This window comes from Streptomyces sp. NPDC026377 (assembly GCF_055567715.1).
The window spans coordinates 157,308-169,881 of record NZ_JBVHPV010000016.1 but is presented as its reverse complement, the minus strand read 5'-3'; the positions used below and the strand labels follow the sequence as shown (position 1 = coordinate 169,881).

Annotated in this window: 11 protein-coding genes; 2 read left to right on the top strand and 9 right to left on the bottom strand. The window is 69.5% G+C overall.

The genetic code is table 11. The features are described from left to right. Positions 1–498: 498 nt before the first annotated feature. From ACZ4MU_RS28185 to thyX, 3 genes are all read right to left on the bottom strand, one after another. On the bottom strand, positions 499–2,184 hold the full coding sequence (locus tag ACZ4MU_RS28185) for a ribonuclease J (protein WP_467881847.1): 1,686 nt from the start codon (positions 2,182–2,184) through the stop codon (positions 499–501). 133 nt (positions 2,185–2,317) lie between these two features. Next, positions 2,318–3,217 carry a 4-hydroxy-tetrahydrodipicolinate synthase gene (gene dapA / locus ACZ4MU_RS28180; protein WP_467881846.1) on the bottom strand — a complete coding sequence of 300 codons (900 nt, stop codon included), beginning with the start codon at positions 3,215–3,217 and terminating at the stop codon, positions 2,318–2,320. Between the two features lie 200 nt (positions 3,218–3,417). After that, a complete protein-coding gene (thyX, locus tag ACZ4MU_RS28175; protein WP_358836853.1) occupies positions 3,418–4,158 on the bottom strand; it encodes an FAD-dependent thymidylate synthase in 741 nt (246 codons plus the stop codon). 216 nt (positions 4,159–4,374) lie between these two features. Here thyX and ACZ4MU_RS28170 point away from each other — a divergent pair, with 216 nt between their 5' ends. Both ACZ4MU_RS28170 and ACZ4MU_RS28165 read left to right on the top strand, forming a co-directional pair. Then, positions 4,375–4,614: a hypothetical protein gene (locus ACZ4MU_RS28170; RefSeq protein WP_467881844.1), complete on the top strand. Its 240-nt coding sequence runs from the start codon at positions 4,375–4,377 to the stop codon at positions 4,612–4,614. Positions 4,615–4,740: 126 nt separating this feature from the next. Next, positions 4,741–5,292, top strand: coding sequence for a hypothetical protein (locus tag ACZ4MU_RS28165; protein ID WP_467881842.1), 552 nt, complete (start codon positions 4,741–4,743; stop codon positions 5,290–5,292). A 73-nt stretch (positions 5,293–5,365) separates the two neighbouring features. Here ACZ4MU_RS28165 and ACZ4MU_RS28160 read toward each other — a convergent pair whose 3' ends face one another. The 6 genes from ACZ4MU_RS28160 to eccD all read right to left on the bottom strand — a co-directional run bounded on the left by ACZ4MU_RS28160 (position 5,366) and on the right by eccD (position 12,486). After that, positions 5,366–5,806 carry a tetratricopeptide repeat protein gene (locus ACZ4MU_RS28160; RefSeq protein ID WP_467881840.1) on the bottom strand — a complete coding sequence of 147 codons (441 nt, stop codon included), beginning with the start codon at positions 5,804–5,806 and terminating at the stop codon, positions 5,366–5,368. Between the two features lie 15 nt (positions 5,807–5,821). Further along, positions 5,822–6,574, bottom strand: coding sequence for a 4-hydroxy-tetrahydrodipicolinate reductase (dapB, locus tag ACZ4MU_RS28155; protein ID WP_467881838.1), 753 nt, complete (start codon positions 6,572–6,574; stop codon positions 5,822–5,824). Between the two features lie 49 nt (positions 6,575–6,623). Then, complete coding sequence (locus tag ACZ4MU_RS28150; RefSeq protein ID WP_467881836.1) at positions 6,624–8,003, bottom strand: M16 family metallopeptidase; 1,380 nt, start codon at positions 8,001–8,003, stop codon at positions 6,624–6,626. Further along, complete coding sequence (locus ACZ4MU_RS28145) at positions 8,000–10,216, bottom strand: polyribonucleotide nucleotidyltransferase (RefSeq protein ID WP_365111164.1); 2,217 nt, start codon at positions 10,214–10,216, stop codon at positions 8,000–8,002. Before ACZ4MU_RS28145 ends, ACZ4MU_RS28150 begins: the two co-directional genes overlap by 4 nt. Before the next feature lie 282 nt (positions 10,217–10,498). Then, a complete protein-coding gene (gene rpsO / locus ACZ4MU_RS28140) occupies positions 10,499–10,789 on the bottom strand; it encodes a 30S ribosomal protein S15 (protein WP_344078972.1) in 291 nt (96 codons plus the stop codon). Between the two features lie 224 nt (positions 10,790–11,013). Then, complete coding sequence (gene eccD, locus ACZ4MU_RS28135; protein ID WP_467881834.1) at positions 11,014–12,486, bottom strand: type VII secretion integral membrane protein EccD; 1,473 nt, start codon at positions 12,484–12,486, stop codon at positions 11,014–11,016. Positions 12,487–12,574 lie beyond the last annotated feature (88 nt).

Below are 12,574 nucleotides of genomic sequence, written 5' to 3'. Positions count from 1 at the left end.
GTCGGAATAAGACCAGTCGTCCTCAGCGTCCTCGCTGTGTTCGTTGCCTACCCGCCACAAGGGCCGGCAGGACTTTTCAAAGGAACCTCCAACCCGCCATCACTGGCAGGCCGGGGTTGTCAATCTGGCGTTGACTTTTGGCACGCTGTTGAGTTCTCAAGGTACGGACGCTTCCTTCGTTCCCGTTTCCGGGCCCTCCGGGCGCTTCCTTCGTTTCCGACTCTATCAGACTCTTTCGTGTCCGATTCCCTGTCGGCGGGATTCGCTTTCCAGGTTTTCGCTTTCGCGTTTCCCTTTCCGGCGGTTCCGACATTATCAGAAGTTCTGAGTCGGAATTTCCCTCCCGTTCGGGTTCCCTGACCCCGCGTCATGGACGCGGGAGGTACACGAAGGTACCGGGTTCCCGTCTGGAGGAGTTGTAAACGTACTGGAGCGGAGCGCCCCGATGCAAATCGGGGGCCCCGCTCCGGGCGTACGCCGTCAGTACCCGACGGGTCGTCAGACCTCGACGACCACAGGGAGGATCATCGGGCGGCGGCGGTAGGTGTCCGAGACCCACTTGCCGACCGAGCGGCGGATCAGCTGCTGAAGCTGGTGGGGCTCGACGACGCCGTCCTGCGCGGACTTGTTCAGCGCCTCTTCGACCTTCGAGACCACGGGGCTGAAGGCCGAGTCCTCGATGCCGGAGCCGCGAGCCTGGATCGTCGGGCCGCTCACGATCTTGCCGCTCGACGAGTCGACGACCACGAAGACCGAGATGATGCCCTCGTCCCCGAGGATGCGGCGGTCCTTGAGGGAGGTCTCGGTGACGTCGCCGACCGAGAGGCCGTCCACGTACACGTAACCGGCCTGGACCTTGCCGACGATCTTCGCGGCGCCGTCGACCAGGTCGACGACCACGCCGTCCTCGGCGATGACGATGTGGTTCTTCGGGACACCGGTGAGGGCTCCGAGCTCCGCGTTCGCCCGCAGGTGGCGCCATTCGCCGTGGACCGGCATCAGGTTCTTCGGCTTGCAGATGTTGTAGAAGTACAGCAGCTCGCCGGCCGAGGCGTGGCCCGAGACGTGCACCTTGGCGTTGCCCTTGTGGACGACGTTCGCGCCCCAGCGGGTCAGGCCGTTGATGACGCGGTAGACCGCGTTCTCGTTGCCCGGGATCAGGGACGACGCGAGGATCACCGTGTCGCCCGGGACGATCCGGATCTGGTGGTCGCGGTTGGCCATGCGGGACAGCGCGGCCATGGGCTCGCCCTGCGAACCGGTGCAGACCAGCACGACCTCGTCGTCCGGCAGGTCGTCGAGCGCCTTGACGTCGACGACCAGGCCCGCGGGGACCCGCAGATAGCCGAGGTCGCGCGCGATGCCCATGTTGCGGACCATCGAGCGGCCGACGAAGGCGACCCGGCGGCCGTACTCGTGGGCGGCGTCGAGGATCTGCTGGATGCGGTGCACATGGCTGGCGAAGCTGGCCACGATGATCCGCTTGTCGGCGTTCGCGAACACGTTGCGCAGGACGTTGGAGATGTCCCGCTCCGGCGGTACGAAGCCGGGGACCTCGGCGTTCGTGGAGTCGGAGAGGAGGAGGTCGATGCCCTCCTCGCTCAGCCGCGCGAACGCGTGCAGGTCGGTGAGGCGCCCGTCGAGCGGGAGCTGGTCCATCTTGAAGTCGCCGGTGGCGACGGCCAGGCCCGCGGGGGTGCGGATGGCCACCGCGAGGGCGTCCGGGATGGAGTGGTTGACGGCGATGAACTCGCAGTCGAAGGGGCCCAGGCGCTCGCGGTCGCCCTCGACGACCTCCAGCGTGTACGGGCGGATGCGGTGCTCCTGGAGCTTCGCCTCGATCAGCGCGAGGGTCAGCTTGGAGCCGATCAGCGGGATGTCCGGCTTCTCGCGCAGGAGGTAGGGGACGCCGCCGATGTGGTCCTCGTGGCCGTGCGTGAGCACGATGCCCTCGACGTCGTCGAGGCGGTCCCTGATGCTGCTGAAGTCCGGCAGGATCAGGTCGACGCCGGGCTGCTCCTCCTCGGGAAAGAGGACGCCGCAGTCGACGATGAGCAGGCGGCCGCCGTACTCGAAGACCGTCATGTTCCGGCCGATTTCACCGAGGCCACCGAGCGGCGTGACGCGCAGGCCGTTCTTGGGAAGCTTCGGCGGGGTACCGAGTTCAGGATGCGGATGACTCAAAAGACTCTCCTCACCACGCACGCCACGTACCGGTAGGCACGTGGCGCGCATGACATTCGTGCACTTGCTGTTGTCTGTTTGGTTCTGCGTATTCAGTTGTGAAGTCTGTGATGACAGCTTTACCCCGTGAGAGCTAAAGCTGTACCCCGCCGGCCGCGAGATCGACCTTGAGCTGGGCGGTCTCGTCCGCCGTCAGGTCGATCATCGGCAGTCGCAGCGGGCCGCCGGGCAGTCCCTGGAGGCCCAGGGCGGCCTTGGTGGTGATCACTCCCTGGGTACGGAACATGCCCGTGTACACCGGGAGCAGCCGCTGGTGGATCTCCGTGGCCTTCTGGACGTTGCCCGAGAGGTAGGCGTCGAGGAGCTCGCGCAGCTCGGGCGTAACCACATGGCCGACGACCGAGACGAAGCCGACGGCGCCCACGGAGAGCAGCGGCAGGTTGAGCATGTCGTCGCCGGAGTACCAGGCGAGACCGGAGCGGGCGATGGCCCAGCTGGCACGGCCGAGGTCGCCCTTGGCGTCCTTGTTGGCGACGATACGCGGGTGCTCGGCGAGGCGCACGAGGGTTTCGGTGTTGATCGGGACGCCGCTGCGGCCGGGGATGTCGTAGAGCATCACCGGGAGCTCGGTGGCGTCGGCGATGGCCGAGAAGTGCCGGTACAGGCCCTCCTGAGGGGGCTTGTTGTAGTACGGCGTCACGGCGAGCAGGCCGTGTGCGCCGGCGCGCTCGGCCGCACGTGCCAGCTCCAGGGTGTGACGCGTGTCATTGGTGCCGATCCCCGCGACGACGTGGGCCCGGTCTCCGACCGCTTCCCGTACGGCCCGTACGAGCTGGTCTTTCTCCGCGTCGGTGGTGGTCGGGGACTCGCCGGTGGTGCCGTTGACGATCAGTCCGTCGTTGCCTGCGTCGACCAGGTGGACGGCCAGCCGCTGGGCACCGTCGAGGTCGAGTGCGCCGTCCGCCGTGAAGGGCGTGACCATGGCGGTGAGGACCCGCCCGAAGGGGGTCTGCGGAGTGGAGATCGGAGCCATGGGTAACACGCTACTCGCTGCTCAGCGCCGGGTGTCCCCTCGGGGGACGTGGCAGAGGGAGCCCGGCACTGCCTGCTCGGGGGTTCAAGCAGTGCCGGGTCCGTTTGATCAGCCTAGATGAACTTCACGAAACGCCGCAATACGGACACTTTGCGCGAGGTATTCGCACATCCGTGCCGTTACCGGCAGATTCGCGCCACTTACGGGGCTACGCGGCCGTTGGCGTTGAAGGCGGCGTAGGTGAGGGGCATGAGCTTCGCCCAGTGCTCCTCCATCTTCTCGCCGACCATCTCGATCTCCCGCTGCGGGAAGGACGGCACCTTCGCCTGCTCGTGCTGGGTGCGCAGGCCCAGGAAGTGCATCAGGGAGCGGGCGTTGCACGTCGCGTACATCGACGAGAACAGGCCGACCGGGAGCACGGCGCGGGCGACCTCGCGGGCGACGCCCGCCGCCAGCATCTCCTGGTACGCCTCGTACGCCTGGCGGTAGGAGTCCTCCATCGCGCGGGCGGTCAGCTCCTGCTGGGCCTCGGTGCCCTCGACGAACTCGTACTTCCCGGGGCGGCCCTGCTGGACGAGCCTGCGGTCGGCTCCCGGCACGTAGAACACCGGCTGGAGCTCCCGGTAGCGGCCCGACTCCTCGTTGTACGACCAGCCCACCCGATGCCGCATGAACTCGCGGAAGACGAAGATCGGGGCGCTGATGAAGAACGTCATCGAGTTGTGCTCGAAGGGGCTGCCGTGCCGGTCCCGCATCAGGTAGTTGATCAGGCCACGGGAGCGCTCGGGGTCCTTCTGGAGCTCTTCCAGGGACTGCTCGCCCGCGGTCGAGACGCGGGCCGCCCAGAGCACGTCGGAGTCGCCGGCGGTGTGCTTCACCAGCTCGACGGTGACGTCACTGCGGAAGCTGGGCTTGAGGTCTGCGGCGGGGGTGTCGGTCACCGGCGGGTCCTTCCAGTTGGTACGGCGGCGACCACTCTACGGCCCGGCACCGACAACGCCCGCCCTGACGATCCGTCACAGAATTGTTCGGCCAATTCGGGGAATTCGGGCACCAATCCTCAACTCCGTGCGTCTGTACCAGTAGACGCACCGCAGTTCGAGCACCACCTCAGAGACAGCCCCACGCACAGCACCACAGACAAGGAGCAGCCCCTCATGTTTCGCCGGCGTGAGCCCGTCCCCTTCGCGTTCGTCGCCGATGCCGACCGCTTCCGCAGCAACGTCACCCCGCCGCCCCGCGAGCGTGCCGGTGTCGGCCGAATAGTGGGCCGTACGCTGGTCGGGCTCACCGTGGCCGCCGGGCTCGCGGGCTCGCTCCTGTTCGGCATGCCAGCGCTGGAGCCGGAGCAGTCGCCCACCCACTCCCAGCAGCCCCAGGCAGCGGACGGCCGCTGACCGTCCCCTGTCGTCCGAATGGCGTGGGAGGCACCCCCATGGCCCCCCGGAAGTGGTCGTTGGACGGCCTCCTGGGTAGCCTCACCGGGCACAGCAATCGAGCGTGCTTGTGAGTGAGGATCAGTCGTGCCCCTGCCCTTCCTGACGGCCGACCGCGTATTCGATGCGACCGACGACGACATCGCGCTGCCCTTCGACGACCACGACCGCTGGCGGCGTCCCTACCGGCCGGGCCCCTACCGGGTCGCGGCGGCCGCGGTACTGCTGCTCCTGGCCTCGTTCGTGCTGCTCGCCGCCGTGATCATCGCCTTCACGGGCGGCCCGGTCGAAGCGCTCGTGGTGCTGGTCGTCGCGCTCCTGGCGATCGCGTCGGCGCTGCGGCTGCTGCGGATGGGTGTCTGGGTCAGCCGGGCCGGGCTGCGACGGGTCCGCTTCCTGAGCACCGCCACGGTGCCGTGGCCGCAGATCGAGAACGTACGCACGGTTCAGCAGCCGGTGCGGTGGCTCGGGCTGCCCAGGACCGTGCAGGGCCAGGCGCTGCTCGTCACCCGGAGCGCCGGCGCCCCGCTCGGCGCGCTGTTCACCGACCACGACGCGGACTTCCTGTCGCGCGTCGAGGCGTTCGACCGGGCCGCCGACACGGTGGAGGCCTGGGCCGCGGAGTACGGGCGCGTCTGACCGCGTGCCGGGCCCCGCGGCGTACCGGGTGCGGCGCCGGAGCGTCCGCGTACGGGTGTGCTCGGCTCCGGTGCTACTGCGCTTCCCGCAGCGAGATCGCCCGCTGCATGGCCTTGCGGGCGCGGGGCGTGTCGCGGGCGTCCTGGTAGGCCACGGCAAGGCGGAACCAGCAGCGCCAGTCGTTCGGCGCGTCCTCCGTCTCGGCCTTGCGGCGGGCGAAGACCTCGTCCGCGGAGTCGCGGTCGATACGGCCGGCGGGCGTGCGGACCAGCTCGTCCACCGGCAGGCCGCCCTCGGCCTCCAGCTCGGCGGCGAGGGCGTTGGCCCGGGTCACGAAGCGGGTGTTGGCCCAGAGGAACCAGATGCCGATCAGCGGCAGTACCAGGACGGCGAGCCCCATGGTGACGGTGATCAGCTTGCCGTCCTGGATGAGCATCACGCCCCGGCTGCCGACCAGGACGAAGTAGAAGACCAGGACGGCGGCCGTGACGAAGTAAGTGATCTTTGCGCGCATGACCGGCAGTCCAGCTCAGTTCAGGTCGAGGAAGTGTTCCAGGCCGAAGGTCAGGCCCGGAGTGGTCACCACGCGGCGCGCGCCGAGCAGGATGCCCGGCATGAAGCTGCTGTGGTGGAGCGAGTCATGACGGATCGTCAGCGTCTCGCCCTCGGCGCCCAGGAGGACCTCCTGGTGCGCCAGCAGACCGCGCAGCCGGACCGCGTGGACGGGGACGCCGTCGACGTCCGCGCCGCGCGCCCCCTCCAGCGCGGTCGCCGTGGCGTCCGGCGCGGGCCCGACGCCCGCCTCGGCGCGGGCCGCCGCGATGAGCTGCGCGGTGCGCGTGGCGGTGCCCGACGGCGCGTCCACCTTGTTGGGGTGGTGCAGCTCCACGACCTCCACCGACTCGAAGTAGGGGGCCGCGAGCTGCGCGAACTTCATGGTCAGGACGGCGCCGATGGAGAAGTTCGGCGCGATGAGCACACCGGTGGACGGCGAGCCGTCCAGCCAGGTGGTGAGCTGCGCGAGGCGGTCCTCGGTCCAGCCGGTGGTGCCGACGACCGCGTGGATGCCGTGGCGCACGCAGAAGTCGAGGTTGCCCATCACCGAGGCGGGCGTGGTCAGCTCGACCACGACCTCGGCGCCCGCGTCCGCGAGGGCCTCCAGCTTGTCGCCCCGGCCCAGCGCCGCCACCAGCTCCATGTCCTCGGCCGCTTCCACGGCCCGTACCGCTTCGGAACCGATGCGGCCCTTGGCGCCGAGAACCGCCACGCGCAGCTTGCTCATCTTGCTTCCTCACGTCCTTGCGTACACATGCGTACGGATTGCGTACGGATCAGGAGACCGCTTCGTGGAGGCGGTCGGCCTGCTTGTCCTTCAGCGGGCCGATGACGGCCAGCGAGGGACGCCGGCCCAGCACATCACGGGCCACCTCGCTCACGTCGTCCGGGGTGACCGCGGCTATCTTCGCCAGCATGTCGTCGACCGACATGTGGGTGCCCCAGCACAGCTCGCTCTTGCCGATGCGGTTCATCAGCGCGCCCGTGTCCTCCAGGCCCAGGACGGTCGAGCCGGAGAGCTGGCCGATCGCACGGCCGATCTCCTCGTCCGACAGCCCCTCGGAGGCGACCCGGTCCAGTTCGTCCCGGCAGATCTTCAGGACGTCGTGGACCTGGCTGGGCCGGCAGCCCGCGTACACGCCGAACAGACCGCAGTCGGCGAAGCCCGAGGTGTACGAGTACACGCTGTAGGCGAGGCCGCGCTTCTCCCGTACCTCCTGGAAGAGACGGGAGGACATGCCGCCGCCCAGGGCCGTGTTCAGCACGCTGAGCGCCCAGCGGCGCTCGTCGGTGCGGGCCAGGCCCGGCATGCCGAGGACGACGTGCGCCTGCTCGGTGCGGCGGTTGAGGAGTTCGACCCGGCCGGCCGTCTTCAGGGTGCGGACGCCGTCGCGCGGGGCGAGCGGGACCGCGTCCGTCCGCGTCAGCGCGCCGGCCTTCTCGAAGGCCCTGCGGACCTGGCGTACGACGGTGGCGTGGTCGACGTTGCCCGCGGCGGCCACGACCAGGTGGCGCGGGTCGTAGTGCTTCTTGTAGAAGCGGGCGATCTGCGCCCGGGTCAGCGCGTTGATCGTGTCGACGGTGCCGAGGACCGGGCGGCCCAGCGGGGTGTCGCCGAGCATGGTGTGCGCGAACAGGTCGTGCACGCAGTCGCCCGGGTCGTCCTCCGTCATCGCGATCTCTTCGAGGATGACACCGCGCTCGGCGTCCACGTCCTCTTCGAGGATGAGAGAGCCGCTCAGCATGTCGCATACGACGTCGATCGCCAGCGGCAGGTCGGTGTCGAGCACGCGCGCGTAGTAGCAGGTGTACTCCTTCGCCGTGAAGGCGTTCATCTCGCCGCCGACCGCGTCGATCGCGGCGGAGATGTCGAGGGCGCTGCGCTTGCGCGTGCCCTTGAACAGGAGGTGCTCCAGGTAGTGCGTGGCGCCGTTGAGCGTGGGCGTCTCGTCACGGGAGCCGACCTGGGCCCAGATGCCGAAGGTCGCCGACCGTACGGAGGGCAGGGTCTCGGTGACGACGCGCAGGCCGCCGGGCAGGGTCGTACGGCGGACGGTGCCGATGCCGTTCGCGCCCTTGAGAAGCGTTTGGGTACGGGCGACGGCCCGCGCCTCCGAGGAGGTGCGGGCCGTCGCCTTGGAGCTACGGGACGTCACTTGTCGGTGTCGTCCTTCGTCTCGTCGCCCTCTTCACCCTCGACGACCGGGATCAGGGAGAGCTTGCCGCGGGAGTCGATCTCGGCGATCTCGACCTGGACCTTGGCGCCGACCGCGAGCACGTCCTCGACGTTCTCCACGCGCTTGCCACCGGCGAGCTTGCGGATCTGCGAGATGTGCAGCAGACCGTCCTTGCCGGGCATCAGGGAGACGAAGGCACCGAAGGTGGTGGTCTTGACGACCGTACCCAGGTAGCGCTCGCCGACCTCCGGCATGGTCGGGTTGGCGATCGCGTTGATCGTGGCACGGGCGGCCTCGGCCTGCGAGCCGACCTGGGCACCGATGTAGATGGTGCCGTCGTCCTCGATCGTGATCTCGGCGCCGGTGTCCTCCTGGATCTGGTTGATCATCTTGCCCTTGGGGCCGATGACCTCACCGATCTTGTCCACCGGGATCTTGACGGTGATGATCCGCGGGGCGTTCGGGGACATCTCGTCCGGCGTGTCGATCGCTTCCATCATCACGTCGAGGATGTGGAGGCGGGCGTCGCGGGCCTGCTTGAGGGCCGCGGCCAGGACGGAGGCCGGGATGCCGTCCAGCTTGGTGTCGAGCTGGAGGGCGGTGACGAACTCCTTCGTACCGGCGACCTTGAAGTCCATGTCGCCGAACGCGTCCTCCGCACCGAGGATGTCGGTGAGGGCGACGTAGTGCGTCTTGCCGTCGATCTCCTGGGAGATCAGACCCATGGCGATACCGGCGACGGGGGCCTTGAGCGGCACACCGGCGTTCAGCAGCGACATGGTGGAGGCGCAGACCGAGCCCATCGACGTCGAGCCGTTGGAGCCGAGGGCCTCGGACACCTGGCGGATCGCGTAGGGGAACTCCTCGCGCGTCGGCAGCACCGGCACGATGGCGCGCTCGGCGAGCGCGCCGTGGCCGATCTCGCGGCGCTTGGGCGAGCCCACGCGGCCGGTCTCACCGACGGAGTACGGCGGGAAGTTGTAGTTGTGCATGTAGCGCTTGCGGGTCACCGGGGAGAGGGTGTCCAGCTGCTGCTCCATACGGAGCATGTTGAGGGTGGTGACGCCCAGGATCTGGGTCTCGCCACGCTCGAACAGCGCCGAGCCGTGCACGCGCGGGATGGCCTCGACCTCGGCGGCCAGGGTACGGATATCCGTGATCCCGCGGCCGTCGATACGGACCTTGTCCTTGATGACGCGCTCGCGGACCAGCTTCTTGGTCAGCGCGCGGTACGCGGCGGAGATCTCCTTCTCGCGGCCCTCGAAGGCCGGCAGGAGCTTCTCGGCGGCCAGCTCCTTGACGCGGTCCAGCTCGGCCTCGCGGTCCAGCTTGCCCGCGATGGTCAGCGCCTGGGCGAGCTCGCCCTTGACCGCGGCGGTGAGCGCCTCCAGGACGTCGTCCTGGTAGTCGAGGAAGACCGGGAACTCGCCGGTCGGCTTGGCGGCCTTGGCGGCGAGCTCGGCCTGGGCCTTGCAGAGCACCTTGATGAAGGGCTTCGCGGCGTCCAGACCGGCGGCGACGACCTCCTCGGTCGGCGCCTCGGCGCCGCCCTTGACCAGCTGGATCGTCTTCTCGGTGGCCTCGGCCTCGACCATCATGATCGCGACGTCGCCGTCCTCCAGGGCGCGGCCCGCGACGACCATGTCGAAGACGGCGTCCTCGAGCTCGGTGTGCGTCGGGAAGGCCACCCACTGGCCGCGGATCAGCGCGACGCGGACGCCGCCGATCGGGCCGGAGAAGGGCAGGCCGGCCAGCTGCGTGGAGCAGGAGGCGGCGTTGATGGCGACCACGTCGTAGAGGTGGTCGGGGTTGAGCGCCATGATCGTGGCGACGACCTGGATCTCGTTGCGCAGGCCCTTCTTGAAGGACGGGCGCAGCGGGCGGTCGATCAGCCGGCAGGTGAGGATCGCGTCCTCGGAGGGGCGGCCCTCACGGCGGAAGAAGGAGCCGGGGATCTTGCCGGCCGCGTACATCCGCTCCTCGACGTCCACCGTCAGGGGGAAGAAGTCGAGCTGGTCCTTGGGCTTCTTGGACGCGGTGGTGGCCGAGAGGACCATCGTGTCGTCGTCCAGGTACGCGACGGCGGAGCCGGCGGCCTGCTTGGCCAGGCGGCCCGTCTCGAAGCGGATCGTGCGGGTGCCGAAGGAACCGTTGTCAATGACGGCCTCGGCGTAGTGGGTCTCGTTCTCCACCAGTGGTTTCTCCATACTCATCGTCTTTCGTCCCCGGGCCCGTGTGGCGGGGGGACGGTCAGCGGAGAAGCGCTCCTGTGCTGCGGGCCGGTCTTCGATCGAAGCATCCGGGGGCGTTCTCTCCCCGGAGGCCACTACCGAGGACCGGCGGCGGGAGGAGGCTTCTCCCTCATTATTCTGCGGTGCGTCCTACGACCAGACTACTGAGCGTCCGGTACGTCGCGCACGTACAGCAAAGGGAGCGGCCCCCTCGTAGGTGGGAACCGCTCCCTTCACGGCGACTTACTTGGCGCCGCCGGCCGCACCGCGGCGGATGCCCAGGCGGTCGACCAGCGTACGGAAGCGCTGGATGTCCTTCTTGGCCAGGTACTGCAGCAGGCGGCGGCGCTGGCCCACCAGGATCAGCAGACCACGACGGGAGTGGTGGTCGTGCTTGTGGGTCTTGAGGTGCTCGGTCAGGTCCGAGATGCGGCGGGAGAGCATGGCGACCTGGACCTCGGGGGAGCCGGTGTCGCCCTCCTTCTGGCCGAACTCGGACATGATCTGCTTCTTCGTAGCGGCGTCGAGAGACACTCGGTACTCCTCGTAGTCTTGATGTGCCACCGAGTGCCCCTGGTCTTGGTCTCAGGGGAGCTTCCGTTACTCGGGAGGCGGGGATCCGCTGGGCGCAGCCTCCAGAAGAGATCCGAAGACGCGTACACAAACGGCCGTCACACAGCGTACCAGTACGCCGGGACTCGTCCGATCGGGGGTCCCCGGCCCCCGGGCGTGTCCCCGGAGGCGTCCGTACGGGCCGGTCAGCCGCTGGTGAGCGAGCGGGCCCGGTCGAAGACGTCCAGGACGGCGAGGCAGAGCGGGACCAGCGAGAGCAGCACGGCGCCCTCGGCGAGGTCGAGGGTACGGCCCCAGAACGGCGAGAGGCCCTTCTTCGGGATGACCAGGCCGATCGCGGTGATCAGGGCGGCGCCCGCCGCGACGGCCGCGGAGAGCCAGACCGTACGGATGTCGAGGGAGCCGCGGTCGCCGTAGCGGACGAAGTCGTACAGCAGGTCGCCGGGCGGGTTCAGGGACAGGCCGAGGACCAGCAGGGCGATCGCGGCGATCCCGGCCACCAGGACGCAGACGACCTGCGAGGTGTAACGGAACAGACGCGCGCGCAGCAGCATGGCGAGCCCGGCCATCAGGGCGAGGAGCTGGCCGTAGACGCTGTGCGAGAAGCCCAGGACGGCGGCGGAGCCGACCACGGTGGCGGCGCAGCCGCCGACCAGGCCGAGCAGCATCTCGTGGCCGCGGCGGGCCTGGGCGGCGATGCGCTCGGCGTCGACGGGGCGGGCGTCGGGGGCGGTGCTGGGCTCGGCGCCGAAGTCGTCGGCGGCGGCGCTGCGCGGGGAGGCGTACCCGATGGGGAGCCGGGCGAAGCGGGCGGACAGGCCCGGCAGGAAGGCGACCAGGCCGATGGCGACCGGGGCGCAGACCGCGGCCGTCCGGGTGGCGCTGGACTCGGTGAGGATGGCCACGAAGGTGGCGAGGGTGCCGGTGGCGGCGAGGAAGGTGGCCGCCACGAACGGGGCGTCACCGCTCGGGGTCAGCACGACCAGGGACACCGAGGCCATCAGGACGGTGACGCAGCCGAGCAGGAACTGGAGCTTGCCGGGTCCGTCGCCGCTGTCCGGGCCGATGATGCCGGAGCCCGCGATCAGCAGCAGGGGCAGCGCGCCCAGGCCCAGGGCCACGGCGCTGGCGCGGTCGGAGTAGACCCGGGCCCGCACCCCCGCGAAGGCGGTGAGCAGCAGTCCGGCGGAGCCCGCGATGATGCCGGGCAGGCCGTGCATGTCGTGGTCGACGGGATCGGCGTACCAGAGGACGAAGCCCATCAGGACGAGCAGCAGGACGCCGCCGGCCAGGCCCGCCCAGCGCAGCAGGTCGTCGCTCCACAGATGGCGGTCGCGGGTGACGGCCGAGGCGACGGCGTCCGAGACGTCGTCGAAGACGGCGGGCGGCAGCGACTCGGCGAAGGGGCGCAGGCTGAGCAGCTCCCCGTCGAGGACCTGCTGGGCGGCGAGGGTGCGGGCGCCGTCGAGGACGGTGCCGTCGCGGCGCACCAGGTGGTAGCCGGTCGGCGCCCCCGCGGGCTGGGTCTGCCCGGTGAGCCGGAGGATCTCCGGATAGACGTCCGCGACGGCGATGTCCTCCGGGAGGGCCACATCGATGCGACTGTCGGGCGCCACCACCGTGACCCGGCAGAAGCCTGTCGCTGCGGTCGTACTCACGTCCTCGGACCCCCTGATTCGCGGTTGCGCACACTGCGCGCGCCACCCTACCGGGCTCCGGTGTCACAGGCTGCAAGTAGGATCACCG

Bases quoted from the DNA above. Each gene is read 5' to 3' on its own strand.
- ACZ4MU_RS28160 (WP_467881840.1), bottom strand. From the start codon at position 5,806: ATGCGCGCAAAGATCACTTACTTCGTCACGGCCGCCGTCCTGGTCTTC.
- dapB (WP_467881838.1), bottom strand. From the start codon at position 6,574: ATGAGCAAGCTGCGCGTGGCGGTTCTCGGCGCCAAGGGCCGCATCGGT.
- ACZ4MU_RS28170 (WP_467881844.1), top strand. From the start codon at position 4,375: ATGTTTCGCCGGCGTGAGCCCGTCCCCTTCGCGTTCGTCGCCGATGCC.
- dapA (WP_467881846.1), bottom strand. From the start codon at position 3,217: ATGGCTCCGATCTCCACTCCGCAGACCCCCTTCGGGCGGGTCCTCACC.